This window comes from Herpetosiphon sp. (assembly GCF_003512625.1).
GTDB lineage: Bacteria > Chloroflexota > Chloroflexia > Chloroflexales > Herpetosiphonaceae > Herpetosiphon > Herpetosiphon aurantiacus.
Genome location: NZ_DOPT01000044.1, coordinates 39510 through 66496, shown reverse-complemented (window position 1 = coordinate 66496; position 26987 = coordinate 39510). Strand labels below are relative to the sequence as shown.

22 protein-coding genes are annotated in these 26987 nt (G+C 52.3%); 15 read left to right on the top strand and 7 right to left on the bottom strand.

Annotated features, from left to right (window positions below):
• Window positions 1-166: 166 nt before the first annotated feature.
• On the bottom strand, window positions 167-1363 hold the full coding sequence (nifS, locus tag DEF47_RS09850) for a cysteine desulfurase NifS (RefSeq protein WP_012191411.1): 1197 nt from the start codon (window positions 1361-1363) through the stop codon (window positions 167-169).
• Between the two features lie 213 nt (window positions 1364-1576).
• Here nifS and DEF47_RS09845 point away from each other — a divergent pair, with 213 nt between their 5' ends.
• The 4 genes from DEF47_RS09845 to pnp all read left to right on the top strand — a co-directional run bounded on the left by DEF47_RS09845 (window position 1577) and on the right by pnp (window position 6041).
• Window positions 1577-2611 carry an NAD(P)H-dependent glycerol-3-phosphate dehydrogenase gene (locus DEF47_RS09845; RefSeq protein ID WP_012191410.1) on the top strand — a complete coding sequence of 345 codons (1035 nt, stop codon included), beginning with the start codon at window positions 1577-1579 and terminating at the stop codon, window positions 2609-2611.
• A 15-nt stretch (window positions 2612-2626) separates the two neighbouring features.
• Window positions 2627-3073 carry a GNAT family N-acetyltransferase gene (locus DEF47_RS09840; protein ID WP_012191409.1) on the top strand — a complete coding sequence of 149 codons (447 nt, stop codon included), beginning with the start codon at window positions 2627-2629 and terminating at the stop codon, window positions 3071-3073.
• Between the two features lie 211 nt (window positions 3074-3284).
• Window positions 3285-3557 (top strand): 30S ribosomal protein S15, encoded by a 273-nt coding sequence (gene rpsO, locus DEF47_RS09835; RefSeq protein WP_012191408.1) that lies wholly within the window; start codon window positions 3285-3287, stop codon window positions 3555-3557.
• A gap of 243 nt (window positions 3558-3800) precedes the next feature.
• Window positions 3801-6041 carry a polyribonucleotide nucleotidyltransferase gene (gene pnp, locus DEF47_RS09830; RefSeq protein WP_287045112.1) on the top strand — a complete coding sequence of 747 codons (2241 nt, stop codon included), beginning with the start codon at window positions 3801-3803 and terminating at the stop codon, window positions 6039-6041.
• A gap of 259 nt (window positions 6042-6300) precedes the next feature.
• On the opposite strand, the gene DEF47_RS09825 is transcribed toward pnp, so the two are convergent.
• From DEF47_RS09825 to murJ, 3 genes are all read right to left on the bottom strand, one after another.
• On the bottom strand, window positions 6301-7476 hold the full coding sequence (locus DEF47_RS09825) for an ArsA family ATPase (protein WP_012191406.1): 1176 nt from the start codon (window positions 7474-7476) through the stop codon (window positions 6301-6303).
• Between the two features lie 144 nt (window positions 7477-7620).
• Window positions 7621-8043 carry a YqaA family protein gene (locus DEF47_RS09820; protein WP_012191405.1) on the bottom strand — a complete coding sequence of 141 codons (423 nt, stop codon included), beginning with the start codon at window positions 8041-8043 and terminating at the stop codon, window positions 7621-7623.
• Window positions 8040-9539: a murein biosynthesis integral membrane protein MurJ gene (gene murJ, locus DEF47_RS09815; RefSeq protein ID WP_012191404.1), complete on the bottom strand. Its 1500-nt coding sequence runs from the start codon at window positions 9537-9539 to the stop codon at window positions 8040-8042. Before murJ ends, DEF47_RS09820 begins: the two co-directional genes overlap by 4 nt.
• 39 nt (window positions 9540-9578) lie before the next feature.
• Between murJ and DEF47_RS09810 the strand changes: the two genes are divergently transcribed.
• From DEF47_RS09810 to DEF47_RS09790, 5 genes are read left to right on the top strand one after another with little or no spacing between them, the layout of a single operon-like run.
• Window positions 9579-10076, top strand: a complete 498-nt coding sequence (locus tag DEF47_RS09810) for a pyridoxamine 5'-phosphate oxidase family protein (RefSeq protein WP_012191403.1) — start codon at window positions 9579-9581, stop codon at window positions 10074-10076.
• Window positions 10073-10480, top strand: a complete 408-nt coding sequence (locus DEF47_RS09805; protein WP_012191402.1) for a pyridoxamine 5'-phosphate oxidase family protein — start codon at window positions 10073-10075, stop codon at window positions 10478-10480. The genes DEF47_RS09810 and DEF47_RS09805 overlap by 4 nt, the downstream gene beginning before the upstream one ends.
• A gap of 9 nt (window positions 10481-10489) precedes the next feature.
• A complete protein-coding gene (locus DEF47_RS09800) occupies window positions 10490-10930 on the top strand; it encodes an SRPBCC family protein (RefSeq protein ID WP_012191401.1) in 441 nt (146 codons plus the stop codon).
• 10 nt (window positions 10931-10940) lie between these two features.
• Complete coding sequence (locus tag DEF47_RS09795; RefSeq protein WP_012191400.1) at window positions 10941-11558, top strand: sugar transferase; 618 nt, start codon at window positions 10941-10943, stop codon at window positions 11556-11558.
• On the top strand, window positions 11558-12190 hold the full coding sequence (locus tag DEF47_RS09790) for an acetyltransferase (RefSeq protein ID WP_012191399.1): 633 nt from the start codon (window positions 11558-11560) through the stop codon (window positions 12188-12190). The genes DEF47_RS09795 and DEF47_RS09790 overlap by 1 nt, the downstream gene beginning before the upstream one ends.
• A 112-nt stretch (window positions 12191-12302) precedes the next feature.
• Here the strand turns inward: DEF47_RS09790 and DEF47_RS09785 are convergent, their stop codons facing one another.
• The 3 genes from DEF47_RS09785 to DEF47_RS09775 are packed head-to-tail and all read right to left on the bottom strand — an operon-like array spanning window position 12303 to window position 14912.
• On the bottom strand, window positions 12303-12698 hold the full coding sequence (locus DEF47_RS09785) for a Zn-ribbon domain-containing OB-fold protein (RefSeq protein WP_012191398.1): 396 nt from the start codon (window positions 12696-12698) through the stop codon (window positions 12303-12305).
• The gene (locus tag DEF47_RS09780; RefSeq protein ID WP_012191397.1) at window positions 12699-13853 is read right to left on the bottom strand and encodes a thiolase C-terminal domain-containing protein; all 1155 of its coding nucleotides are present in this window, start codon (window positions 13851-13853) and stop codon (window positions 12699-12701) included.
• Window positions 13854-13865: 12 nt separating this feature from the next.
• Entirely contained in the window at window positions 13866-14912 is a 1047-nt protein-coding gene (locus tag DEF47_RS09775; protein ID WP_012191396.1) for a hydroxymethylglutaryl-CoA synthase, read from the bottom strand.
• A 271-nt stretch (window positions 14913-15183) separates the two neighbouring features.
• Here DEF47_RS09775 and DEF47_RS09770 point away from each other — a divergent pair, with 271 nt between their 5' ends.
• From DEF47_RS09770 to DEF47_RS09745, 6 genes are all read left to right on the top strand, one after another.
• A complete protein-coding gene (locus DEF47_RS09770; protein ID WP_287045111.1) occupies window positions 15184-17406 on the top strand; it encodes an alpha-amylase family glycosyl hydrolase in 2223 nt (740 codons plus the stop codon).
• Between the two features lie 374 nt (window positions 17407-17780).
• Window positions 17781-19277, top strand: coding sequence for an aldehyde dehydrogenase family protein (locus tag DEF47_RS09765; protein WP_012191394.1), 1497 nt, complete (start codon window positions 17781-17783; stop codon window positions 19275-19277).
• 185 nt (window positions 19278-19462) lie between these two features.
• A complete protein-coding gene (locus DEF47_RS09760; protein WP_012191393.1) occupies window positions 19463-22009 on the top strand; it encodes a flippase activity-associated protein Agl23 in 2547 nt (848 codons plus the stop codon).
• A gap of 43 nt (window positions 22010-22052) precedes the next feature.
• On the top strand, window positions 22053-25586 hold the full coding sequence (locus DEF47_RS09755; RefSeq protein WP_012191392.1) for a flippase activity-associated protein Agl23: 3534 nt from the start codon (window positions 22053-22055) through the stop codon (window positions 25584-25586).
• Between the two features lie 132 nt (window positions 25587-25718).
• Window positions 25719-26126 carry a hypothetical protein gene (locus DEF47_RS09750; RefSeq protein ID WP_012191391.1) on the top strand — a complete coding sequence of 136 codons (408 nt, stop codon included), beginning with the start codon at window positions 25719-25721 and terminating at the stop codon, window positions 26124-26126.
• A 29-nt stretch (window positions 26127-26155) separates the two neighbouring features.
• A complete protein-coding gene (locus DEF47_RS09745; protein ID WP_012191390.1) occupies window positions 26156-26920 on the top strand; it encodes a hypothetical protein in 765 nt (254 codons plus the stop codon).
• Window positions 26921-26987 lie beyond the last annotated feature (67 nt).

The following is a 26987-nucleotide window of genomic DNA, read 5'->3' as shown; positions in this document are numbered from 1 at the left end:
CCTCTCCCGCCGCAGTGGGAGAGGGGTTGGGGGTGAGGGATCTTAAAACCTTTCCTTGTATTTTAGCCTCCGCTCCCGCACGCGAGGCGGAATCCCTCGATTATGAAGCTTGGAATGCCCCTGCCCGCCGCAGTAGGAGAGAGGCGGGGGAGAGGGATTGACAAGCTTAATAAACAGTTTGTTCCGCCAAGAAATGGCGATACATCGGCGAAACTGCCCGCAAGCGCTCGACGATTGGCGGCAACAATGCTAAGACGCGCTCGATTTGCTCGGCGGTGTTCTCGCGGCCAAGGGTCATGCGCAGGCTGCCATGAGCGCGTTCGGCACTCAAGCCCAAGGCCATCAGAACATGCGATGGGTCAAGCGAACCGCTGGTGCAGGCCGAGCCACTCGAGGCATAAATGCCCTGCTGATCAAGCAACAACAACATGCTTTCGCCCTCAATAAAATCAAACGACATGTTGACATTATTGGGCAAACGCTGGCTGCGATGGCCATTTAAATAGACATGCGGGATTGCTGCCTCAATTCCGCTAATCAGCCGATCGCGCAGGCTGGTTAGTTGGTTGCTGCTTTGTGGCAATTCATCGACGGCAAGTTGCAAGGCTTTGGCTAGCCCAACGATCCCAGGCACATTTTCGGTGCCAGCGCGTAACCGCCGTTCCTGTGAGCCACCATTAATCAACGGTAGCAAGGGTACGCCGCGCCGCATATACAACGCGCCTACGCCTTTGGGACCATAAAATTTATGCGCAGTTAGGCTCAACAAATCAACATTCAATTCTTTAACATTAATTGGTTGCGCCCCGATCAACTGCACGGCATCGGTATGAAACAGCACATTGTGCTCGCGACAAACCGCGCCCAATTCGGCAATTGGCTGAATCGTGCCAATCTCGTTGTTGGCGGCCATAATGCTGACCAACACCGTGGTTGGGCGAATCGCGGCCCGTAAATCGGCCACGGCAACCAAACCCGTGCTATCGACCGGCAAAATCGTGATTTCAAAGCCAAAGTGTTCGAGATATTCCACTGCATGCAGCACCGCGTGATGTTCAATGGCACTGGTGATGATGTGATTGCCTTTGCCTGCATCACGCTGAGCAAATGCCACGCCCTTGATCGCCAAATTATCGGCTTCGGAGCCGCCGCTGGTAAACACAATTTCTTTGCGTTTTGCTCCTAGCAAACTCGCAACGGTTTCGCGGGCTTCATCTACGCCTTCGAGCGCTGCGCGGCCCAGCCGATAGATGCTCGAGGGATTGCCATAGGCCGTGTTGAAGTAGGGCAGCATGGCCTCAACCACCCTTGGATCGGTCGCAGTCGTCGCTGCATGATCTAAATAAATTGTTTCCGGAGCCATACCAGACCACCTTTGATGCTAATTGCAAGTTTGTCGCTGGTTTGATTCTACCGCTTTTTAACCCCAACCTGCTGTAAACATTTCGCTACATTCGGCCAAAACCGCAGCTTAGGTCACAACCTGCAATTGCTGGTTCATGATTGTTCAATGTGGGACGCTTAGGAATAATGGTATGCTAAGAGCACCTGAATCGCAACATTTGGAGACACAATTATGAACCAACGGCTTGATGTAGCTGTCATTGGCACTGGCAATTGGGGCACAACTTTAGCCTTGGTTTTGGCTCGCGGCGGGCGGAATGTCACGCTATTTGGCCGCAACCAAGCTGAAGTTGCCCAATTGCAGGCTGCTGGCGAAAACAGCCGCTTTTTGCCTGGGCAGCGCTTTCCAGCAAATTTGGGCTTGGCCTGTGATCTCGCGCTGGCCGCTCAAGCCCAAGTTATTCTCCTCGCTGTGCCTTCGAAAACGATTCGCAGCAATGCGCTCCAACTTGCTCCACAGCTCGTTGCCGATAGTATTATTTTGAGTTGCGCTAAGGGTATCGAGTCGGGCAGCCTTGAAACCATGAGCGAAGTGCTGGCCGAGGCGCTTGCGCCGCATCCCCGTGGCTTGATTGGGGCACTTTCGGGGCCAAATATTGCCAACGAAATTGCCCAAGGCCTGCCTGCAACCAGTGTTGTAGCATTAAGCGATGATCAAGCTGGGCAGCGGGCGCAGAGCTTGCTCACCACCAATCTGCTGCGGATCTATCGTTCGAGTGATGTGGTTGGGGTTGAGCTGGGCGGGGCACTCAAAAATATTGTGGCACTCGGCGCGGGCATTTGCGATGGCATGGGCTTGGGCGATAATGCCAAAGCGGCATTTATCACCCGTGGTTTGGCCGAAATGACCCGTTTGGGCATGGCACGCGGCGCACATCCGCTGACCTTTGCAGGCTTGGCGGGCTTAGGTGATTTAATTGCCACGTGTGCCTCGCCGCACAGCCGCAATCGCCGCTTGGGTGAAGCCTTAGCCCGTGGCCAATCGCTCGAAATGGCTTTGGCTCAGCTTGGGCAGGTGGCCGAAGGCGTGAATACCACTGCCACGGCCCGTCAATTGGCCGAGCAGTATGGAGTCGAATTGCCAATTGCTGATGAGTTGTATCGCGTCTTATTTGAGGGCAAATCGCCACAGCAAGCAGGCCTCGATTTGATGCAGCGCGACCCCAAAAACGAATTGGCTGGGTTGCAAGGGCTATTTTCAATTTAGCAAGGGAGTTTGGGTATGCAGGAGCTACGAACATTCAACCACAACCATCTCGCCGAATTGGCTCCTTTGATCGCCGCCAGCACCGCCGAAGGCTATAGCATGGTGCAACGTTTTTACGATGAATGGCAGAGTGGCGTACAAACCTTTGCCCAAGTTGGCGAGGGCTTTTGGGGCATTTGGCAAGGCCAGCGTTTACGGGCAATTGGCGGCATCAGTCGCGACCCCTACCAACCAAGCATTCAGATTGGGCGCATTCGCCATGTCTATGTGCTGCCAGCTTGGCGACGGCATGGCTTGGCCCAACAGATTGTGCTGCATAGCTTGAAGCATGCTGCTGGTCACTTTGCGCAAATTAGTTTATATACGAGCAATCCGGCGGCAGCGCAATTGTATCTGCGTTGTGGCTTTGCGCCAGCGACAGGCTTGGTGCGCAGTACCCATTGCTACAACTACCCAAGCTAGCAGCGAAATTGCTTTTAGGCCATTAGCATGAGCAATTTCGAGTGCAATTCTCATCCACTTCTCATCCAAAATGTTAAATCGGCTTGACATATCGATTTGCACAGAATCGATTTTGCTGGTATACTCGCAGCCAATGTGCCGCGAATGGCGTTGCACAGGGAAGGGTGGGAAAACCGGCATTCCCATGCCCAATTACTCAAGGAGGCACACTGTGTCGCTGGAAAAAGATAAGTCAACCGTTATCAATAACTATAAACTGCACGAATCAGATACTGGCTCGGCAGACGTACAAATTGCCCTTTTGACCGACCGCATCAACCAATTGATCGAGCACTTGAAGTTGCACAAGCAAGACCACCACTCACGCCGTGGTTTGCTGAAGTTGGTTGGTCGTCGCCGTCGCTTGTTGGCCTACCTGAGCAAAAAAGATAATGCTCGGTTCCGCGCTGTCAGCGAACGCTTGGGTCTGCGGATCAAAGCCTAAATTGGGTAGAGTGCTTGCAAAGCATGCTAAAATACACGTCTGGGAGTACAATTGCTCCCAGACGTTTTTGTGTTGAGCCAAACATAGCCTCGCTGGCTCAATGATTGCAATAAAAGAGGCGCACTGATGTTTTGTGGACGTTAGGAATTGGCGCGTGAACAGTGACAGGGAGTTGCTGCGCAGGCTCCAGTGCCTAACGCTCCACATCGTGAAGCACCCAAGTGGGGTGTTTGGAGGCACATTTTGAGTGAACAACAAGTTCATAGCGTAACTGTCGAGCTGGCGGGTCGCCCGTTAACAATTGAAGCAGGTCGGGTTGCGCAGTTGGCCAATGGAGCAGTTTTGGTGCGATATGGCGATACCGTTTTGCTCGCCGCTGTCACCGCGTCAGCCGAACCACGCGATGGGATTGATTTTTTCCCACTGACGGTTGACTATGAAGAAAAGATGTATGCCGCAGGTAAAATCCCCGGTTCGTTCTTCAAACGTGAAGGCCGCCCAACCGAAACTGCTATTTTAACCTCGCGCTTGACTGACCGTCCATTGCGACCTTTGTTTCCCAAAGGTTATTACAATGACGTGCAGGTCTCGATTACGACGCTTTCAACCGATCAAGTTAATGATCCTGGGCCGTTGGCAATTATTGGTGCTTCGGCAGCCTTGGTGATTTCCGATATTCCGTTTGCTGCGCCAGTTGGTGCGGTGCAAATGGGTCATATCGATGGCGTTTTTGCAGTCAACCCAGTTATGGGCTTGATGGAAAATAGCCGCCTCGATTTGGTGGTTGCTGGTACCAGCGAAGCCGTAATGATGGTCGAAGCGAGCGCCTACGAATTGACCGAAGCTGAAATGCTCGAAGCGGTCAAACGCGGCCACGAAGCCATGCAAGCGGTGATTCAAGCCCAACTTGAGTTGGCCGAAAAATGTGGCAAGCCCAAAAAAGAATTTGTGGCTCCGGTCGTCGATACTAGCCTCCAAGACGAAATCAAAGCTTGGATGGGCAATCGCTTCTTGCAAGCCTTGAACAATAGCGATAAAGCTGCCCGTGAAGCTGCTACCGATAGCTTGCGCACCGATGTGTTGGAGCAATTCAGCGCTGGTGTAGCTGAAGAAGAATTGGCCGCTCGGGTCAAGGCAGTAACGAAAAACTACGATGCCTTGGTCAAAGATGAAGTTCGTGCTTCGATTCTTGAGCAAGGGATTCGCGTCGATGGCCGCAAGGTCAACGAAATTCGGCCTATTGCGGTCGATGTTGGGGTTTTGCCACGCGTTCACGGCTCGGGCTTGTTTACCCGTGGTCAAACCCAAGTGCTCACTGTAGCAACGCTTGGATCGCCTGGCGATGAGCAACGGCTCGACGATTTGGGCATCGAAACCACCCGTCACTACATGCACCACTACAACTTCCCAGCCTTCTCGACTGGCGAAGCTCGCCCTTCACGCGGCCCACGTCGCCGTGATATTGGCCATGGCAAGTTGGCCGAACGCGCTTTGGTACCAGTCCTGCCTGAAAAAGACAAGTTCCCCTACACCATGCGCTTGGTCTCGGAAGTCTTGGCCTCGAACGGTTCATCGTCAATGGCTTCGGTGTGTGGTTCATCGCTGGCCTTGATGGATGCTGGTGTGCCAATCAAAGCTCCAGTTGCTGGCGTGGCAATGGGCTTGATCACTGGCAAAGAAGCTGGTCAGTTCAGCGTTTTGACCGACATCCAAGGCTTGGAAGATGCTTTGGGCGATATGGACTTCAAGGTTGCTGGCACGACCGCTGGCATCACCGCGCTGCAAATGGATATCAAAACCACGGGCATTACCTATGAAATTATGCAGCAAGCATTTGAGCAAGCTCGCCAAGGGCGTGTGTTCATTCTCGATAAGATGAACGAAATTATCAACACTGCCCGCAACGATATTTCCCAATTTGCGCCACGGATTATCACCCTGCAAATCGATCCATCGAAGATTGGGGCATTGATTGGGCCTGGTGGTAAGACGATTCGCTCGATTATCGAGCAAACTGGTGCTCAAATTGATGTTGAGGATGATGGCCGCGTATTCGTGACCACGCCCGATGCCGATGGCGCACGCATGGCTCAATCGTTGATCGAAGGCTTGACCCGCGAAGCCAAAGTTGGCGAAATCTTTACTGGTAAAGTTGTGCGGATTATGCCGTATGGCGCGTTCGTCAACGTGTTGCCAGGCAAAGACGGCATGGTTCACGTTTCCGAGCTTGATGAAAAGCGGGTCGAAAACGTTGAAGATGTGGTCAAAATTGGCGACGAATTGACCGTGATGGTGATCGATGTTGAGCCAGGCACTGGCAAATTGAGCCTTTCACGTCGCGCAATTCTGACTGGCGAAACCGCTGAGCAACGCAAGAGCAGCAGTAGCAAAGGCGGCCCTCGCGGTGGCGGTGGTGGCGGCGACCGTGGCCCACGCCCAGGTAACGGTGGCAATGACCGCCGTGGTGGTGGCTTCCGCGGCTAATAGGTTTTGATCTACGAAGGACACGAAGCACATGAAAGATAAGGCTCTAGGCTTTGGGCTATCGGAACATGGGTTGGTATTTCTAGCCAATCCCCGATAGCCTAACGCCTAGAGTCCTTTGTGTCACTTCGTGTCCTTCACGATTTAAGCATCTGTTTTGATCCACGAAGCTTGCGGATCTAGGCTATCGGGACGATCGTTGGTATTTCCAGCCAATCTTCGATAGCCCAGCGCCTTTAGCCAATAGCCTACTCCGCGATTACACAGCTTCGAGTGGGGCGGGAGCACCAAATTGTACGACCAACTCGCCATTGCGAAACACCGCGCGTAGCGCTGGCCGATCAGCCAACATCGTCGGTAAAATCATCTCGCGGCGGAAGTTGCCAATTTCAATAAACAGCTGATCGCCGCGTTTGGTCATATTGACTTTATTAACTTCGACATGTGGTAAAGGCAAACGTAGCTCATACTGATCGCCTTGCTTGGTGATGTCCATGGTTTTACCCACATAAAAGACATCAAGTGGATTGCGCTCGCCAAATAAGGCTGCCCCCACATCGGCCAAATCATCAAGCCCTTTGATCTCACGGGCATACATTGGGGCTTCCCAAATTGGCAGTGGCGTGAAAATATCATGAACTTGAGCGCGATAGCTAGCCTGAATTTCTTGCATTTGTTCGATAAAACTATGGCCACGCACATCGCTAGGCATCACCCGATTAAGCACCACGCCATCGACCGGATAGCCATACAAGGCCAAGTAGGTTGCGGCGCGTTGAGCCTCTTTGATTACCATGCGCTCGGGGTTGACCACCAAACGATAGGAACTGATTTTGGGGTCGGCTAAGGTTGCCCGCAGCGCTTCAACCTGCTCAACAAAGCGTGGCAAGGTATCGAACATATCCGAGGCTGGCACCAATGCCCGAATCAAGGGCTTGGCCACTTTCATGGTGCTGGTTTCCCATTGCATCACCCGCGAAGCATACCAAGTAAAGGTTTCGGGCATGGTCAGCAAGCGCACGGTTTCGCCAGTTGGCGCTGCATCAACAATGACTGCATCGTAGTTGCCTTCTTTCGCTTGTTTGCGAATATGTAACAAACTGACAACTTCTTCCATGCCTGGAATTACTGCTAGTTCTTCGGCGGCAACTTCGTTTACGCCCTTGCGCTTGAGCAAATTGGAGACAAAGCCTTGCAACTCGCCCCAGTGTTGGCGTACTTCCTCCAACACATTGATTTCTTGGGCCCAAAGGTTGTCGCTCAGCTTGGTGGGGCTAGGGCCAACTTGGCAATCGAGCGCATCGGCCAAGGAGTGAGCCACATCGGTGCTGACCACCAAGGTTCGATAGCCCATGCGCGATGCTCGCACGGCGGTTGCCGCAGCGGTTGTGGTTTTGCCAACGCCACCCTTGCCAAGATATAAAATCAAACGCATTGTATTTTCCTTTCGCTGCATTGCGAGAACACATGAATCACTCGCTGCACTGCTGCTTTGGACGTTATGGTCAACTGGGTAGTTGCAGCCTAGCTGTATTATCGCATATCGTTGTTACGTAAACAGGGGTATTTGGGTTTTGGATTAAACCCATAGCACCGCCGCGCCGATCGCTGCATAGCGCAACGCCTTGCCTAGCGTAATCCAAGCCAAACTGGGCAACCATGGCATGCCCAAGGCTCCGGCTACCCCAACCAACACATCACCAATCACTGGCAACCAAGCCAAAATCAAGGCTGGCGTACCCCAACGCCCCAGCCAACGCTCAGCCCGTTGCATGCGCTCAGCAATTTTGCGATTTCGATGATCGATGGCTGTCCGTGCTCGTTGCCCAAGCCAAAAAGTCGTAGCCGAGCCAAGCACATTACCCAAGGTGGCAATTACCAATGGCAACCATAGCGATTCGGCGTGAACGACCATTGCCGCTAAGGCCGCCTCTGAGCCAAGTGGCAAGACTGTGGCCGCCAAAAAACTCACCCCGAATAAACTGAGATACAGCCAAATCATTGTATTTTTCCTTGTTGCCAACGTTGCCAGAGCAAGCCGATTTCGACATTGCGCCCCAAAGCCAAGCTTACCATAAAGCCAATTAAGCCCAAAACCGAGGCACTGGTTAAACTGAGCAATAAACTGCTGGGGCTAGATGGTTGCCAACTCTGGATTACCCACCATGCCAAACCACCCGCCGCACTGCTGGCTGCCAGTACCTGCCAGATAAAACGCCAATCAAGCTTAATTGGTTGCTGAACGGTTTTTTGGGCCAACCATGCCAAAGCCAAGGTTTCAGCCCATAACGAAACCGTGGTTGCCCAACCAAGCCCAGCTAAACCCCAACGTCGCCACCACAAGGCCAAGCCAATTTGTAACAACGCGCCGAGCACTCGCATCACACTGGGCCAACGGGTATCGCCCATGGCATAACTAAATCGAATTAGCAATGTGCTCAATGCCAAAGCGGGCAAGCCAGGCAATGCCGCCCATAGTGCGGTGCTGGTCAGCTGCACCGATTGTTGATCAAACGCGCCACGTTGCAGCAACAGGGCCACAATCTGCTGGCATAGCACCATGCCCAAGACCATCAGCGGCAAGGTGAGCAGCAACGACCAACGCCAACAACGTGCTAGCCATTGTTGCAAGGCCTGATAATTGCGCTGCAATACCAAACCTGTCAGCACCGGAAACAACACACGGCCTAGCACTTGCGGCAACAAAATAATTGGCACTTCGACAATTCGGCGGGCATAGGTTTGAGCCGCTACCGCGCCAGCACCAACGGTTGAGGCAATTGCATTCTCAATCACGCTGATCAAATGCACCGATACCAGTGAGGTTAATAATAAGGGATAGGCATGCTGCAAAACTGTGGTTAATCGTGCTCCACGCCAGCGCCAACTTGGCAACCACGGTACATCGGCTTGCAACAAGGGTATTAATCGCAAAACCGCCCCAACCACCAAGCCCCAAGCCAAGCCATACACGCTGCCAGTTGCAATCAAAGCAATTACGGGAGCTAATTTCAACATCAAATCGGCCAAGGCTGGGCGAGTGAATTGCTCAAACGCTTGATACCACGCGCCCAATACCGCTGTGAAACACATCACCGGAAAGGCCAATAAGCCAATTCGAATAATCGTGGTGGTCATAAGCAAGGTTGGTTGATCGAAGCCTGGGCCAAATAAACGGGCCAATTGCGCGGCATAAAGCCAACCCAAACCGGTGAGTGGAATTGCCGCCAAACTTACCAAGCCTAAACTCGCGCGAAGCGTGCGCGGACTATTCGTTTGATCGTGCAAAATCATGGGAACGAGGGTTGGCCCGGCAATATCGCCTAGTAAAAATCCCATCAATAACACCACCGCTGCCCCGGCCAAATAGGCATCAGCGGTCGTGCTTGTGCCAAAAAAATGGGCTAAAGCTACTTTTTCAGCAAACCCTAGCACTTTATAGGCGGCGGTTGCGGCAACTAAAATTAGCGATGTACGAAACAAGGTTTTTGGCTGCATAGATACTCTTTTAATCGAATTGCTCGTATAATTGACATTATGCAACAGCAAACCGAACAATTAAGCGATGGGCAACGATTAAATGCGGCGCAAATTTGGGCATTTTTAGCCAAAGCCGCAGTTGGCCGCTTGGCAACTCACGATCACGCCCACAATCAGAGCAATCTTACGCCGCTCTTTTTTGTCTGCGAAGCACCGCATATTTATTTTGCAACTCAACCTGGCCACAAGCTGAATTTGTTGCGGCGCTATCCCCAAGGCGTGGGCTTACAAGCCGATGCCTTTGATCCAGAATCTTCAACCAGTGTCTTTGTTTGGGGGCGCTACCGCGATGTGCCACTGGGCGCGGAGTATGCCCATGCCACCCGTTTGCTGGCCTTCAAATATGGCACTGGCTTTTGGCAACAAATTCTTGATCAAGCCACCAAGGCCTTGAAGGCTGGGCCTCGCGCGGTAATCACGACAATCAGCCAAGCCACCACTGGTTGTATTCAAATCGAACGGATCGGCGGGCGACGCTGGGAGCATGGCCTATGATGCGTATTTTAGCGCCAGCCGAAGCCTTGGCTTTGCTCGATGAACTGTCGGTGCTCCGCATTGCGGGTTTTGATCAAGCGCGATCTGCCAGCTATGCCGTGCCCTTGGCCTTTGTGCGGCGCGATCAATGCCTGTTGATTGCGATTCGCGCCACGGGCCGCTTGGCCCAGCTATTGCAACAGCAACCCCAAGGCTGGTGCATCGAAGCCGATCAGATTAACCCTGATTGGACGTTTCGCTCAGTTGTTGCCCAAGCCAGCGCTCAGCCTTTGGCCGACCCGCACATTGCGCTGGTGGCGCTAGCTGAGCGCTATGGCCGCAATTGGCCGCAATGGCGACCGAATGCCCCAATTCAAGCCTTTTCATTGGAACTAGCGGCGATCCAAGGCCGCCACAAATCCTAAGGAGCGCCGATGATCACCGTTACCCGCGAACGTCAACTCCGCCGCCCAATCAGCGAACTCTGGCAACTGTTGGCCAATCCGCATAATTTGCCGCGAATTTTGCCACGCATCGCCCGCGTCGAAGTCAGTGAGCTAGCTAATGATCGCCAACCAGTAACTGCCTATTTCGATTTTGGCATTCCGCTTGGGACGCAGGCCGCCCAAGGCACATTTAGCCTGATCGAGCAACAATCGATTCGCTTTGATGCCGAACAACCCTTGCCAATTATGGCTCACTGGCAACTCCAACCTCATGCCAATAACACCAAAGTGCATGCCAGCCTCAGCTTCGATCTTAAACCAATTTTGGGGCCAGTCGCCAAAGTTGTGCCGATGAGCATCGTCAAAAGCGAAGTTTCGCGTGAGCTAGAGCAAGCGCTCGCCCGCATCGAACGCCTACGTCTGAGCTAGAGGACAAATCATGCCAGCAAAGCCGCTTGCGCCAAGTAAACGTTGGTTTGATCTGATTGTGGCTGGTTTGGGCTTGCTGCTGCTTAGTCCATTGCTGCTGCTGATTAGCTTAGCGATTAAATTAACCTCGCGTGGCCCAATTTTCTACATTCGCCCGCGGGTTGGCCGCGATGGCCATGAATTTCCCTTCTATAAATTTCGCACGATGGTGCTGAATGCTGAAGGCCAAGGCTTGGGCATTGAGGTCGCCCACAACGATCAACGCATTACGCGAGTTGGTCAATGGTTGCGCCGTTGGAGTTTCGATGAATTGCCGCAATTATTGAATGTTGTGCGGGGTGAGATGAGCTTAATCGGCCCGCGACCCAGCTTGCCCGAACAAGTAGCGCGTTATACTCCCGACCAGCGTCAACGGTTGGCGGTGCGCCCAGGGATTACTGGCTGGGCCCAAGTTAATGGCCGCAACGATATCGATTGGGCTGCTCGGATTCAGCTTGATTGTTGGTATATTGAGCATTGGAGTTGGCGGCTCGATAGGCTGATTCTTTGGCGGACAATTGGGGCAATTTTACGCCCAGTTGGGATTTATGGGCGCGATGGCGTGGCCAAAGATTTGCGGAGTAAATAATGCGACCAGTAATTATTGTTGGCACTGGCGGCCATGCGCGTGAGGTAGCTGAAATTGTGCAAGCCCAACATGCGGCTGGTAAAGGCGGCCCATTACGTGGCATGCTTACCGACGACGTTGCGCAGCATGGTACAAGCATTTTCGGTATTCGGGTGTTGGGGCCAATCGATTGGCTGACCACCCGTTTGGCTCAAGTGCATGTCGTGGTTGCGATTGGTGATAATGCCACTCGCCAGCGCATCGCCCACCAATTTGGCGCAGAGTTACAAGCGACCAGCGCAATCTCGCCTCATGCGCTGGTTTCGCCGCATGCCACGATTGGCGCAGGCGCAATGATTTTCCCCAATGCTGTGGTTGGGCCGCTTGCCGTCATTGGCGAATATAGTATCGTGAATGTTGGGGCGAGCGTTAGCCACGATAGCGTTGTGGCAGCATTTTGCAATCTCAACCCTGGCTCGCGAGTTGCTGGCACCTGCCAGATTGGCGAAGGCGTTTCGCTCGGAATGGGCGCACAGGTTATTCAAGGCCGTAGCATCGGGGCATGGACGGTGGTTGGGGCGGGCGCGGTGGTTATTCGCGATTTGCCCAGCCAAGCAAAGGCAGTTGGTGTGCCAACCCGTTTGTTGGGTTGATCCATGAAGGACACGAAGAGCACTAAGCTCGGTTAAGTGGTTCTTTGTCATTTTTATAAATTTTCAAGATTCTACTTAACTCAACATTCGTGCCCTTCGTGTCCTTCATGGATCAATCGGCTAGTTTTGGTCGGAATTTATAGCCATAGACCAACAAATCATCGTCGCCAACTTTGCCCCAACTGCGGGTCACTGCTTCCATAGCCATGCCAATTTGTAACTCGCTTGGCTCGCAATCAGTCAATTGAGCAGTAATCATACAACCATCAGCCAGCTTGATCATGCCCACCAGCACAATTGGCTCGTGGTCAAATTCGTTACGATTGCTACGTTGGGCTGTCCATGAGTAGAGTTCGCCAGTGTTGGCTAATTGATAAGGCTGCCAAGCGTCGCTGGCCTCGCCTAATTTGGCTGGCTGAGCCGGAAAACGTACCCGACCATCGCTGTGGCGCTGGCCTTCGAGGCGGTAGCGTTGGCCTTTGAGTCGCCATTGTTTTGGTAAATTCATCTAGACCTCCGCTACTTGCAAAATATGAGTCACGGCAGTTGCGCCAACGCCACCCAAGCACTGGGCTAGGGCTGTTTTGGCATTGGCAATTTGGTTGGCTCCGGCTTGGCCGCGCAGTTGAGCCACTAACTCAACCACTTGATAGACTCCGGTTGCGCCGCCAACATCGCCACGAGCTTTGTAGCCCCCAGCAGTCGCCAAAGGCAACGCGCCATCCTTGGCAATCACACCTTCGGCGGCCAGTTGTGTGGCATGACCACGTTCGGCATACCCAAGTGCCTCTAAACTCAAGGCTGCGGCAATCCCGTGCGGGTCGCTTAATTCGATGATGTTAATTGCATCGCGCTTGAGTTTAGCTTGTTGCAACGCGTTGTTACCGCTAGCTGCTGCCGCTTCAAGCCACAACAGATCGGGGCGTTGCGCCAAGGCAACATTGGTGCTGCTGGTTGCGCTGCCCACAATTGCGATTGGCTGCGCTATTTCGCGGGCATAGCGTTGGCTGACCAACACCACTGCTGCTGCACCATCGGCCACCGTCGAGCAATCGAGCATATTCAATGGCTCGGCAATTTGGCCGGCATTGGCCCATTTTTGAGCGTTGATTGCAAAGCGATACAGCGCATGGCGATTGCCAGCCCCATTGGCATGTGCATTAACCGCAAATGGCGCGAAGGCGGTGGCTGGCAATTGATATTCATGCAAATAACGTTGCATCAACAGTGCCCAAGCCCCAGTTAATGTCAGCCCAAGTGCCCGTTCAAGTTCGCCATCCAAGCCCAAGGCCAAGGCAGCCTGCAAAGCAGCATCGAGTTTGTCAGTGGCCTTTTCAACGCCTAGCACGACCACCACATCAGCCTGGCCGCTGGCAATTGCCAAATAGCCTTGACGCAAAGCCAATGCGCCGCTAGCACCAGCCGCTTCAACCCGTACCGCTTCGCAGTTCAAGCCAGCCGCGCCAGCGATATACGCGCCCAATTGGCTTTGCTCACTCAGCGTATCGCCTAGCGCATTGCCAACATACAACGCTTGAATTAAGCTTGGATCGAGTGAACCAACCGCGCCATGCAGCGCCTCTAAGGCCAAATCGAGCAACGAACGATCATAATGTTCGCGAACGGCGGTGCAAGCTGTGCCTGCAATAAAAACCTGGTTCATGCTCCTACCCCTTTACTCAACAATTTTGCCGCGCCACTTGGCATAGGTGGCATAATCGATTAATTGCCGACGTTTGAGATAGGCGCTGGTGCGTGGCGCTAAATTGCGAGCTGCCGCCAAAGCCTCAGTTACCACTAACGAATAGGCATCGCTGCCAGCTCCACTGCCATAGGAAGCCAGCAAAATCCGGTCGCCAGCTTGAGCCACATCAAGCACAGCACATAAGCCAATCATTGAGGCTGCCGAATAGCTGTTGCCAATTTCGCCCGCCAACAAACCAGCTTGGCATTGTTCGGGAGCAAAACCCACCTGTTTCGCAACAGTTTGCGGAAATTTAACATTCGGTTGGTGAAACACAGCATATTGATAATCGGCAGCAGTGCGACCTAATTCGGCCAACAATTGCTTGGCAGCAGTGCTAACGTGGTGAAAATAGGCTGGCTCGCCGGTAAAGCGATTGCCATGCATCGGGTAAGGTCGATCAGCGCGGCGAAAGAAATCAGGGGTATCAGAAACATACGAAAGGGTTGCTTCAATAGTGGCTAGCGCTTGCTGAGCAGGCCCGACGATCAACGCTCCCGCAGCGGCAGCAGCGGTATATTCCAAAGCATCGCCTGGGCGACCTTGGGCCGTATCAGCGCCAATCGCTAGCACATAATCAGCCATTCCACTGCCAACCAAGCCCATGCCTGCGCTCAAGGCCTCGGTGCCAGCTTTGCAGGCAAATTCCCAATCGGCGGCGCTGATCCAGCGCGATGTGCCAAGGGCTTCGGCGACTAATGTGCCGCTAGGCTTGACACTATAAGGGTGGCTTTCGCTGCCAACCCACACAGCGGCTAATTGTTGTGGGTCGAGTTGCGCCCGATTGAGTGCATTCCGGCCTGCCTCAATCGCCATGGTAATTGTATCTTCATCGGGGCCAGGCACACTTTTTGATGTAATTGGCAATGCTCCTTCGCCAGCGGCCCATACTCGAGCGATCTCTTGGGCTGCAATTCGATAGCGCGGAACATATGCTCCATACCCAACGATCCCAACTGGACGTTCAGGTTGACGCATGAGTTTGTCCTTTCAACAATGGTTGGTGGTGCTTCGTTGCAACCGCTGGCCGCATTGCCAACTCAATTTCTGCTAGCACTCTAGCACGCCAAAGCTGCCAAAACCTGTCAAGCCAGCCGTAAAAGCTTGATGAAAACTCTCAACTTGGGCGAAGCTGTGGTATGCTGATGGATATTTGGGCAATTTTAATGATTGATTACGGCTGGCAAGTCAATTTGGTTTGCTATGCCAAACTATGGGTCGCAATTGCCCTATCAGTGCGAGATGTTGTATGTATTACGAATATCAGCATGAGCAAAATTTGGTTGTGAGCACTGCCGAAATGGAGCTTGGGTTTTCGACCTCAACAGGCATGCTCACCTTGCTGCGTCGCCCTAACCAAGCCAACATTTTGAATATCGGTAGCATTGGCATGTCGGTCGATGTGCAATTAGCCGATGGTTGGGTCAGCGAAACTCATTTTCCCCGCTATTTAAGCCATCATGGCCGTGAAGTTGACGGCGTAACTGAATTGACGATCAACATTGGCTTGGGCTTTTTGCGCATCAGCGATAGCTTGCAAATTACTGGAACCTTGATTCGGCGTTCGGTCGCTGTGACCAACAGTGGCGGCAACGAGGCGCGGGTACATTGGGTGCGGTTGAGTTGGCCCTATGCGCGGGTTGGCAGTTATAGCGAAGCTCGGTTTGAAGCACCTAGCAATAGTTTTCGGCCACGGCTGGATATTGCCGCAGTTTCAAAATTGCGGCGTGGTACATTGCCGACGCAAACGATTGCCCCAGCCATTCGCCGTGGACGCTTATTTGAAAATGCACCAGATCGTGGACCCGGGTTATTAGCCTTGCACAGCACCAGCGAGAGCGATAATTTGCTGTGTTGGTATTGGAGTAAAAGCCAATCGGCTTGGCCCGATATTGATGGCAACGATTTGGCATTAACGGTCGGCCACGAGCTTGAAATTGCTGGCTGGCTCGCGCCCGATGCCACGCTGAGCGGCGGCACGCAATATTGTATGTTGGTGCATGGCAATTGGTACGATGCGATGCATGCCTTTCATAACACCTGGCCTGTGCTGGGAGTGCAGACCTTGCCCGATGTGCCCGATTGGGTTTGCGCCGCCAATATTTATGAAACGCACGTTGGTTTATGGGGTGGCTTTGCCAAATTTAGCCAAGAGCTAACCCGTTTGCGCGATTTGGGCTTCGATACGATTAATCTCATGCCAATTTGGCGCTATCACAATCTTTCGGACCAGCCGTGGGATATGAACTGGCAGGCTTCTGGTTCGCCCTACGCGATCGAAGATTTTGAGCAGCTGGAGCCTAGCTTGGGCACTGCCGAAGAATTTAAGGTCTTGGTTGAGCAAGCGCACGCCTTGGGCATGCGAATTTTATGCGATCTGGTGGTGCAAGGTTGCTCGCGCACTGCCCGCTATGTGCAAGAGCGGCCAGGCTGGTTTTGTCGCGATGAGCGGGGGCGCTTGGTTTCATCGCACGGTTGGAACGATACCTACAGCTTTGATTGGGCGAATCCTGAAGTGCAAGATTTCTATGTTGATTGGACGACTCGTTTTGCCCAAACCTATCAGATTGATGGCTGGCGAGTTGATGCCCCACATCGCAAGGAGCCAAATTGGGATCGGCGCTTGGAGCGGATGGCTGCTAGCACCTCATTTGGCGTATTGACGATTGTTGAGCGCATGCGCCAAGCCTTGCGCCAAATCAACCCGCAAGCAGCATTATTGTGTGAATTGTATGGCCCGTTGTTTCCAATTAATCACGATTTTGCCTACGATTATCTGGCGCATTTGATGTTTTTCCACGCTGGCTTGGGCGTGCTCTCGCCCTACGAATTGGGCGAATGGCTCGAAGATCACTTTTTGGCTTTGCCCAAGGGAGCAATTCGAGTTTGCTTTACTGAAACCCACGATACCCGCGATGTCAACCCGATTGCCGATGCCGTGCGAGGTTCGCGTTTGGCGCGGTTGCTGCTGACTGGCATGGTTGGCTGTGGCTTTGTGCCAATGCTTTGGACGGGACAGGAAGTGGGACAGGAAGCCTGGCTCAAACAATTATTCAGCATTCGTGCCAACTACCCAATTTTGCGTTATGGCAAACAACTGTTTAACGTCATGCCCTGCGATATGCCCTCAGTTTGGAGCGTGCTACGGGTTTGGCACGAAGAACGCTTGGCGGTGGTGCTGAATATGGGGCCACATCGGCGCACTGCCACCCTGAGCATGCCCGTTGATCGTATGCACATGGTCGAAGGTGACTATCATTTGTTTGATTTAGTGCGCGGCCAAGCAGTCGAATACGCTGGGCGCAACACTTGGCGACGTGATGATTTGTTGAATTTGACCTTGATTTTAGAGCCATTCGATAGTCTGCTGCTGCATATTCGAGCTGGTACGCCGCCCCAATCAGAGCCTGCCAAGGCTGAGCCAGTTGCCGCCGCTGCACCAGCAACCACGAGCCGACGACGGAATCGATAACAAATGGAGATCGGTTGTCGGGGATCGGGGATCAGGTTTTAACCCAGAGGCGCAGAGAATGGCTATGGGCTGAATGTAATAGGCTAGCGGAATATTTGATGAAATTTCAACCAATCCCCCGCTAGCCCATAGCCTAAAGCCTGTAATCAACTTCCCTTCGTGCGCTTCGTGTCCTTCGTGGATCAAAAAAGCTCTGCGTCTCTGCGTTAATAGGGTTATTGCTGGATGTTCCAACCAAACCCCGCTAGCCAAAAGCCCAGAGCCAATTCCCCCTTCGTGTCCTTCGTGGTTAAATTTCATCCTGCATCCCTCGTTGCCCCAAGCTTGTATGGTAAGATAAGGCAAGATTTGATTTTACTTCACGGAGGACAACGATGTCGGACCATAAGGTGTACTATAACTACATTGGCGGCGAGTGGGTGCCAGCGCGTTCGGGCAAGACCTACGAGAACCGCAACCCCGCCGATACCCGCGATGTGATTGGCATCTTCCCCGACTCTGGTGCTGAGGATATTGCCGATGCGGTTGCTGCCGCAAAGGAAGCCTACAATGCATGGCGACTTGTGCCAGCTCCCAAGCGTGGCGAGTTGCTGTATCGGGCTTCGCAAATTCTTCAAGAACGCAAAGAGCAATATGCCAATGATATGACCCGTGAAATGGGCAAGGTTTTGGCCGAAACCCGTGGCGATGTCCAAGAAGCGATCGACATGGGCTATTTTATGGCTGGCGAAGGTCGGCGTTTGTATGGCGTAACCACGCCCTCGGAATTGCCCAATAAATTCCAAATGAGCGTGCGCCAACCGTTGGGCGTGTGTGGCTTGATTACGCCATGGAACTTCCCAATGGCCATCCCATCGTGGAAGATTTTTCCAGCCTTGATTTGCGGCAACACCGTGGTGATCAAGCCTGCCGAAGATACGCCACTTTCAACCTACAACTTTGTGCAAGCTTTGGTTGATGCTGGCCTACCCAAAGGCGTGGTCAATATTGTTTCAGGCCATGGCCCAACTGCTGGCGAGCCATTGGTGCAACATCCCGATGTTAAAGTGATTTCGTTCACTGGCTCGACCGAAGTTGGTCGCCATGTTTCAACGCTTTGTGCCCAACAAGGCAAGCATGTATCGCTCGAAATGGGCGGCAAAAACCCCATGATCATCATGGACGATGCTGATCTTGATTTGGTGTTGGCGGGCGCGGTTTGGGGCGCGTTTGGTACAACTGGCCAACGCTGTACCGCGACCTCACGGATTATTGCTCATCGCTCAATTGTTGATGAACTGACCAGCCGCATCCAAGCTGAAGCCAAAACCATTCAAGTGGGCAATGGCTTGCTCGATGGCATGCAAATGGGACCATCAATTAACGAAGGCCAATTGAGCGTGGTTGAAAAATATGTCAAGATTGGCCGTGAAGAAGGCGCTGAATTGGTGCTGGGCGGCGAACGCTTGACCGATGGCGATTTAGGCCATGGCTTCTTCCACCAGCCAACCATTTTTGGCAATGTCAAACGCAATATGCGCATTGCTCAAGAGGAAATTTTCGGGCCAGTGGTCTCGATCATTCCGGTTGATAGCCTTGAAGAAGCGATTGATGTTGCCAACGATGTGCCATACGGCTTATCATCATCGATTTATACTCGCAATGTCAACAATGCCTTCATTGCCATGCGCGATCTCTACACTGGGATTGTCTATGTCAATGCGCCAACCATCGGGGCCGAAATTCACTTGCCCTTCGGTGGTACCAAAGGCACTGGCAACGGCAAGCGTGAAGGTGGCACGCAGGTACTCGATACCTACAGCGAATGGAAATCGTTGTATGTCGATTACAGTGGTGGCTTGCAACGCGCCCAAATCGATAACGCCGAATAACCAGTATTTCAGCCGAGAGCCAGTCGTTGGGCTGGCTCTTGGTTGGATGCAAAAGCGCGTTAAGACTTTGTTTCTTGTCACTCCCCCCTCGTTCGAGTACAATACCAAAAAATTCTGACACATTTCGTTGTCTCAATGAGCAGCGCTGCTCCAACCCCTTTGCAACGACACGAGAACACACACTTATGATCGCAACATCTTCACGACAGGTAGCCGTGCCACGCACACAACGTCGCCGCTTCACGGTTGAACATCTGGCCTATATTGGCCTTGGCTTGCTCTCGGTGCTGATGCACGTGTGGGCGCTTGGCGGTCGATCATTGCACCACGATGAGACGATTCATGCCTATTATTCGTGGTTGCTCTATCGCGGCGATGGCTATTTGCATGATCCGTTGACCCACGGGCCGTTTTTGTATTATTGGACAGCCTTGCAATACTTTTTGTTTGGCGACAATGAGTTTACGGCACGTTTGGCCGCTGCGACCTTTGGCATTGCCTTAACCCTCACGCCGTGGCTGTTGCGCAAAAATATTGGGCGCGGCACAGCTTTGTTGATGGTGGGCTATCTGTTAATTTCGCCAGTAACCTTGTATGTCGGGCGTTTTATTCGCCACGATATTTTTGCGGTTACTCAAGAAATTATCTGTCTGATTGCGATCATTCGCTATATTTCCACGCGCCATGTGCGTTGGATTTATATTTTCTTCGCTTCGTTTGCTTTAATGTTTGTAACGATTGAGACCTCGTATCTCTTTACCTTGACCCTTGGTAGTTTTATTGTGCTGGTCACCTTGTGGCAAGTCAATCGCAAGCTGTTGATTCTGTTTGGAGTCTATGGCTTATTGGCGGTCGCTTGTCTCAAAGGCATCCCTGATCATCGTGGCCTCTTGGTTACAGCTAATGGCAACCCCGCCCCAGTGCTCGATGCCAATGGTCAAGAGCAATGGTTGCCGCTGCCGTTGGTCACTGAAAGCCAAGCCTTGGTCGTGCGTAATCAAGGCGATGATCTGTTTTTCGATGACACCGCCAATGGTGGTTTCCGCCAAGGCTACTTCTCGAAATTGCGCGAAACCTTGTTTGGCATTAGCGCTGCCGAGGTGCAATCGAATCCAAGCCGCCTCTATCACCAAGTTAAAAATCAAACGCTCTATGGCAACAACGGCGTGTTTATGCACATGCCAATTACCGCCCTAACGCTGCTCACGCTGGTCTTTTTGATCGCGGTGATTGTGATTATTTGGTTTTACAAGGGCAAAGATCAGACGCAAACTATGTGGAAACGGGCGGTCAGCCAAGCTCCCGAGCGTAGTTTATTGCCCGCTCTAGATTCGTTGTGGAGTATGCACGGGGCGCTGGCGGTGATTTTGGGACTAGTGATTTACGCCGCTTTCTTCACCTCGTTTGGTGTGCATCCGGTTGGCGTGGTTTCGGGGATTGCTGGTTCGTTGCTGTATTGGGTGGCCCAACACGATGTTGAGCGCGGCGGTCAGCCCAGCCATTATTATTTTGTGCAATTGCTGGTGTACGAGCCATTACTGCTGTTTGCTGGCTTTGCGGGAACCTTGGCAGGCATCGGCCACTTGGTGTTGCAAATCAAACGAGGCGCTGCCTTGACGGCTCAGCGCATGGCGCCTGGTTTGTTGGCGTGGTGGGCGGCTGGCTCGTTTGCTCTGTATAGCTGGGCTGGCGAGAAAATGCCATGGATCACCTTGCACGTGGCCGTACCATTGATTTTTATTGCAGCTTGGGGCATTGGGCGGATTTTCACTTGGGGCTTTCAGCCAATTCAAAAAGCTTGGCTTAGCAGCAAAATCCCAACCCGCCGCGATGAATGGCTTGGGCTATTCGGCTATTTGGCGGTAGTGGGTTTGGTTGCTAGCTATGCACTCATGCAATTAGTGCGGATGATTCGCATCCAACCCAATATTGCACCAACTGGTAGCCCCGCAACGCCGATGTTCCTTGTGAGCATGATCTTGATCATGCTAGCAATTACCGGTTTTTATAGCTTGTTCCATGGCTGGCGGCGAGCGCTCACAGGCTTGACCTTGGCCTTAACCATTATGTGGAGTGCCTATTCATTCCGCTCGGCTTGGCGCTTGAACTACCAAAATGGCGATATTCCGGTAGAAATGCTGGTGTATGTGCAAAGTTCGCCCGATGTTGGCCGCGTGATGGACGATTTGCGCAAAATCTCGGTTGCTGAGACAGGCCGCATGGAATTGCCGATTATGTATGATAACGAGCAAATCTGGAAGTGGTATGTGCGCGAATATACCAAAGCGGTTGGCTTCTCTGGCTCGATGAATAGCCCAGCCACCGCTGAAACAGCAGCAATTTTGATGATCGACAGCAATTGGTCAACCAACGAAGCCAATGTCCAAGGCTTCCTTGAAGGGCGCTTCCCATTGCGTTGGTGGTTCCCTGAAAGCCAGTTTTATCGCTTTGCCGAAGTACCAGAACTTGATGCCAATGGTCAAACCATGCGCGATAGTAGCGGTGAGCAAGTGATGAAAGCTGCGCCATACGAGCAAGATTCGACGATTGGGCGATTAATCCGCGACCCATTTGATGCTAAAACCCAAAATGAGCTTTGGCGTTACTTGCTGTTCCGTCAGCCGCCAGGCCAACTCTCATCGGTTGATTTTAAAGTCTATGTTCGCCCGCGCTATGCCCACGTGTTGGGCGTGCAAGCTCAAAACGTGAATGGCCAATCGCAGGTGCGTTAGGCCGGTCTGTGTTTCCACTTTGTAACGAGATGATTTGTTGCTTATGACCACACCTGACTTAACCAAAAAGCGTCTGCGTCGCGCTCAGCCAATTCAAGTGCGCCGTCGGCAGAGTTCATCATGGTTAGATCGTTCGATTGCATTTAGCTGGCTGAATAGCGAGCTAATTGGCTATGTTGTGCTGATTGCGCTGAGTGTGTTTATGCACTTGTGGCAATTGGGCAATATGGCCATGCACCACGATGAATCGATCCATGCCAAATATAGCTGGCAGTTTTATATGGGCAAAGGTGGCTTCCAATGTGGCCTGAACAATGCCTCATCGGATACCTACTGCTATAACCCAGTTTTTCACGGCCCAACCCTGTATCTCAGTACCTATCTGAGCTACTTTTTATTTGGGGCGAGCGATGCCACCGCCCGTTTACCAATGGCCGTGGCTGGCATTGCTTTGGTCGCCTCATGTTGGATGTTGCGGCCATTAATTGGTAAACGTGCTGCGTTGTTGAGCGCTGGCTTGATGGTGCTCTCACCAACCTTGCTCTACTTTACGCGCTTTGCCCGCCACGATGCCTTGGCAATTCTGTTCACCTTTTGGTTGATGGTCGGCTTGTTTCGCTTTTGGCAATCGGGCCGTGGTCGCTGGCTCAATTTGGCTATGGCCAGTTTGGCGTTGCTCTGGGCAACTCATGAGCTAGTCTTTATTATTGGCTTTATTATCATCAGCTTCTTGGTGCAGCGCTTACTATGGGAAGCGTTTGGCTCGAAAAAATTCGTGATTGTCTCAGGCGTTTTGATGGCAATTACTGGGATCTTGATGATCTTCCAGCCGCACGTGTCGCTACCAACCGCCACCAATCAAGAAGCCAATGAGCTGAATTTTGGTGGTTTGGGCTTGATTGGGTTTTCGACCTTGCTCTTTGGGCAATTAATTAGCCTGCGTTGGAGTGAAGCCCCACTATTTCGCCAAGGCCTGCGCTATGTGACCAAACGGGTGTTTTGGCAAGCCTTTGCGGCCTTTGCAGTAACCTTTATTGTGCTGTTCAGCACCTTCTTCACCTACCCGCGTGGGGTGGTCGATGGCCTGTTTGCTGGAATTAGCTATTGGTTTGGCACACAGCAGACCTATGCTCGTGGCGACCAGCCATGGTTCTACTATTTCATGCAATTGGGTATTTACGAATTATTGCCAGTCAGCTTGACCTTGGTTGGCTTAGGTGGTTGGCTGGCCAAAATTGGCTGGCGCAAGGCCGTTACCAATTCCAGTTTATGGGATGATGAAACCAGCGCTGAAACCCCGAAATCTGCTGATGCTGACGCTACAAGTGCTCAGCCCGAAGCCCAAGCTGAACCTGTGGTTGTCACGATTGAGCCAATTGTTGATGGTGTTCCGATCGGCGAAAATCCAGTTGTGGTTGCTGGTCAAACCTCATATATGGCCCAAGCTGTAGCCGAAGCCAAGTCTAGCGAACCTACATTCGAAGAAACGGTGCCAGCAATTTGGTTGGGCTTTTTGTTCTATTGGTTCTTGATGGCATTAACCCTGTTTTCGTGGGCTGGCGAGAAAATGCCCTGGTTGACGATTCACATGACCCTGCCCGCCGTTTTGGCAGGAGCATGGGCACTCGATAAAATCGTTGAGCGCACCAATTGGGCCGAAACCAAACGCACAATTGCCTGGTTGGCAATTCCCTTGGGCAGCATCGCCTTTGCCCTGATTATTGCGATTATGGGTTCGATTGGGGCTTCAACCGGAGCCAGCCAACAGGTTATGACCACCCGCGTCAGTGCCTTCTTGCTGGTCGTGTTGTTGCTGATCGTTGGGGTATTGCTGTGGATGTTGGTGCAACGCGCCCGCTTGCGAATCATCGCGGCCTTTGCAACCTTGGGTATTTTGGCACTTTTGGGGGTTTATAGCCTGCGCTCAAGCGTGGTTGCAGCCTATATTCAACCTGATGTGCCCGTGGAATTTTTGGTCTATACCCAAACCGCCCCTGACATGCCAGTGATTGTGCGTGAAGCTGAGCGCTTGGCAATTAGCCAAACTCGCAACAGCCGCTCAATCGAAGATCCAACTGGCGGCCACACCATGAAAATTCTGATTAGCTCAGGCGATGATTCAAGCCCAAGCCGTGAAGGTGGCCTGAATCAACCGCTCGATTGGTATTTCCGCGATTGGACAAACATTCAGTGGGTCAGCAAGAGCCAAATCGCTACACTTGATCAAAGTATGCTCGATGCTCCAATGGCGATCTTCTCGAAATCGAATTTAGCTGCTGATACGACCCAACGCATGGAGCAAGCAGGCTATGTGCAGCTCTACGATACCTATCATAATTGGTGGTTCCCCGAAGGCAGCAGCGACGGCTTATCAAGCTATAAAGAAAAACTCTACGATCCGGCCTATGGCTGCGATCCCGCGCTCAAAGGTCAGCAAGATATCAATGGGCGCTCAAAATTCAACTGTACTTTGGGCGGCGCATTCATTCTGACATGGCCGTTGCGCCCATCAAATTGGGTCGCATTGCGTGAGTATATGCTCTCGCGCGAGTTGCCCGATACGGTTTCATTGAATGGTCGCGAGATTGTGGTTTACGTCAAGCGCGATTTGGCCAGCTTGCCAGTTGGCGAAGGTGGTGCAGTTAGCGGCACAGGCAGCACGCTCAAACTGGTTTCCGAAGGCCAATTGTTGGGCGACGAACCAGCCGAACCACGGGGCATTGCAACTGGCCCCGATGGCTCGGTTTATATCGCCGATGCCCCGAATAATCGGATTTTGGTCTATCAAACCGATAGCCAAACCCGCATTATCAGCGGCACGAACACTGGCGCATTGCTCGAACCATCGGGCGTTGCGGTCGATGAACAGGGCTTCGTCTATGTTGCTGATACCTGGAATGCCCGCATTGCCAAGTTCAACCCTCAAGGCAATTTCGTCACCAGTTGGGGTAGCGGCAGCGAAGAATTACAACCTGGTTCAGGCAAGCGTTTGACCCGCACTGGCGGCACAACTGAGGGCAATAGCGCCAATCCACTGGGCTTCTTTGGCCCGCGCAACTTGGTAGTCAGTGCTGGCCGCGTCTATATCGCCGACACTGGCAACAAACGGGTGGTTGTCACCGATACTGATGGCAATTATCTAGGCCAAGTTGGCACTGCTGGCGCAGGCATCGGTCAATTCAACGAGCCAATTGGCTTGGGCATTGCCAACAACAATTTATATGTTGGCGATACTTGGAATGGCCGAATTCAGGTGTTCCCACTTGATGCCAATGGCGTGCCACAAGGCGTACCAAGCGTGCAATGGCCAGTTGCTGGCTGGCAAACCGATACCTACCTCGACCCATTTATTGCGGTTGATAGCCAAGGTCGGGTGGCGGCGGCTATTCCGAGCAAAAACCAAGTTGCGTTGTATGGAGCAACTGGCCAATTGCTGCTGGTTTGGGGTGGCCAAGGCAACGACGATGCCTCAACTGGCCAACCCAGCGGTATGGCCTTCGCCCCTGATGGCAGCGTCTATGTCAGCGAAAAAGCCAATCGTCGGATTCAACGCTGGGTTCTGCCCAAAGTTCGCTAAATCAAGCTAGCTTGACACAAGCCCATGGCTAAAACCATGGGCTTGTGTCATTAACGAGCGTTGCTATGCTACAATGGCGTTTATTCCAGCCCCATTTTGTTGATTGCGCTTTTGCGTAGGTGAAGGTGTGTTATGACTCAGCCGCAAACCACATATGACCCCGACAGCGATAGCCTGTTGTTGCGTTTGGCCTCTGGCGAGGAATGGGTGCAGTTTGATTTAAATGAGTATGTGCAGGTCGAGACCGATCCCCAATTGCAGACCTGCTATGCCTTGACCTTGAATGATTATTCGCTGCTGATTGCCCAAACCAAATATGGACAGCGCTTCTTTCCGCTTGATGGTTTGCAAACGCTCCACCAAGCGCAACAAGAACGGTTGTTGGCTTTATTACTTAGCCACGACTTACAACCATTTTTAAGCGTTGCCGCCTTCACGCCTTCCTTGGTCGATACCATCCCGATGATCACCATCCACGATTCGATCAGCTTTGATCAGGCTGAATGGCAATCGCGCTTTGGCCAATATCGCAATAGCTAGCTGTTATTTTATGATTGAGAGAGTGTCCTATGACAACGGATCTGTTGCAGGCTGCCCGCCAGGCATTGCAAGAACACAATTATCCCTTAGCACAACAACACTTAATTCCGCTTGTGCGGGCTAATCCTAGTAATGGTGAAGCATGGTGGCATTTAGCCCAAACCTTTGATGACCCTCAAAAACGCCAAGATTGCCTTGATCGTGCGCAACGTCATGGCTACTCACCGCCAGTAGCGATAGCTGAACCTGAAATTATTTTGCCATGGGAACAAGCCGATGCTTGGAATAGCCCTATGCCAATGACCAATCCCTCACCATCGTTTGCGCCACCACCGCCGAGCAGTGCTGTGGCTGCCAATCCGCGCCAGCCCGCGCCAAGTGCTGCCCATCAATTACCAACCGCACCACCGTACCCAACGCTTAAACCAGCCGATCTGCGCCAAATTGTTAGTATTCTGAAAAGCCCTGTATCACGAGATCAGCAAATTCAGTCGGTTATGGGCATGTTTCATTGCTCTGCTGAGCATGCTGATACGCTCTTGCAAGGGGTTGCTTACCACTACCCTGAGCAGTTTAAGAGCCCAGTTAAGCGCAACCTCTATAGAATCTCGGTGGAAGTGGCTAGCGTTCTTTTAGGTGTGATTTTGACGCTGATTGCGACCTTTTTGATTTTCGATCCAGACCGAACGAATAGCCTTAGATGGCCGGTTCGCCTGCTTTTAGTTGGCATCTTTATTACGCTAACCGCATCCTATCGCGTATTTAAGCTGATGTATAACACTCCTGAACACTAGTCGTGGCACAGCATTTGCTTTTATACAATTGTGTAAAAGACAGATAGTTGTAGCGATAACAAAGGAG

Excerpts from the sequence above, each read along its gene's own strand:
- nifS (WP_012191411.1), bottom strand. The coding sequence starts at position 1,363 with ATGGCTCCGGAAACAATTTATTTAGATCATGCAGCGACGACTGCGACC.
- DEF47_RS09845 (WP_012191410.1), top strand. The coding sequence starts at position 1,577 with ATGAACCAACGGCTTGATGTAGCTGTCATTGGCACTGGCAATTGGGGC.
- DEF47_RS09840 (WP_012191409.1), top strand. The coding sequence starts at position 2,627 with ATGCAGGAGCTACGAACATTCAACCACAACCATCTCGCCGAATTGGCT.
- DEF47_RS09825 (WP_012191406.1), bottom strand. The coding sequence starts at position 7,476 with ATGCGTTTGATTTTATATCTTGGCAAGGGTGGCGTTGGCAAAACCACA.
- DEF47_RS09820 (WP_012191405.1), bottom strand. The coding sequence starts at position 8,043 with ATGATTTGGCTGTATCTCAGTTTATTCGGGGTGAGTTTTTTGGCGGCC.
- murJ (WP_012191404.1), bottom strand. The coding sequence starts at position 9,539 with ATGCAGCCAAAAACCTTGTTTCGTACATCGCTAATTTTAGTTGCCGCA.
- DEF47_RS09810 (WP_012191403.1), top strand. The coding sequence starts at position 9,579 with ATGCAACAGCAAACCGAACAATTAAGCGATGGGCAACGATTAAATGCG.
- DEF47_RS09805 (WP_012191402.1), top strand. The coding sequence starts at position 10,073 with ATGATGCGTATTTTAGCGCCAGCCGAAGCCTTGGCTTTGCTCGATGAA.
- DEF47_RS09800 (WP_012191401.1), top strand. The coding sequence starts at position 10,490 with ATGATCACCGTTACCCGCGAACGTCAACTCCGCCGCCCAATCAGCGAA.
- DEF47_RS09795 (WP_012191400.1), top strand. The coding sequence starts at position 10,941 with ATGCCAGCAAAGCCGCTTGCGCCAAGTAAACGTTGGTTTGATCTGATT.
- DEF47_RS09790 (WP_012191399.1), top strand. The coding sequence starts at position 11,558 with ATGCGACCAGTAATTATTGTTGGCACTGGCGGCCATGCGCGTGAGGTA.
- DEF47_RS09785 (WP_012191398.1), bottom strand. The coding sequence starts at position 12,698 with ATGAATTTACCAAAACAATGGCGACTCAAAGGCCAACGCTACCGCCTC.
- DEF47_RS09780 (WP_012191397.1), bottom strand. The coding sequence starts at position 13,853 with ATGAACCAGGTTTTTATTGCAGGCACAGCTTGCACCGCCGTTCGCGAA.
- DEF47_RS09775 (WP_012191396.1), bottom strand. The coding sequence starts at position 14,912 with ATGCGTCAACCTGAACGTCCAGTTGGGATCGTTGGGTATGGAGCATAT.
- DEF47_RS09770 (WP_287045111.1), top strand. The coding sequence starts at position 15,184 with ATGTATTACGAATATCAGCATGAGCAAAATTTGGTTGTGAGCACTGCC.
- DEF47_RS09765 (WP_012191394.1), top strand. The coding sequence starts at position 17,781 with ATGTCGGACCATAAGGTGTACTATAACTACATTGGCGGCGAGTGGGTG.
- DEF47_RS09760 (WP_012191393.1), top strand. The coding sequence starts at position 19,463 with ATGATCGCAACATCTTCACGACAGGTAGCCGTGCCACGCACACAACGT.
- DEF47_RS09755 (WP_012191392.1), top strand. The coding sequence starts at position 22,053 with ATGACCACACCTGACTTAACCAAAAAGCGTCTGCGTCGCGCTCAGCCA.
- DEF47_RS09750 (WP_012191391.1), top strand. The coding sequence starts at position 25,719 with ATGACTCAGCCGCAAACCACATATGACCCCGACAGCGATAGCCTGTTG.
- DEF47_RS09745 (WP_012191390.1), top strand. The coding sequence starts at position 26,156 with ATGACAACGGATCTGTTGCAGGCTGCCCGCCAGGCATTGCAAGAACAC.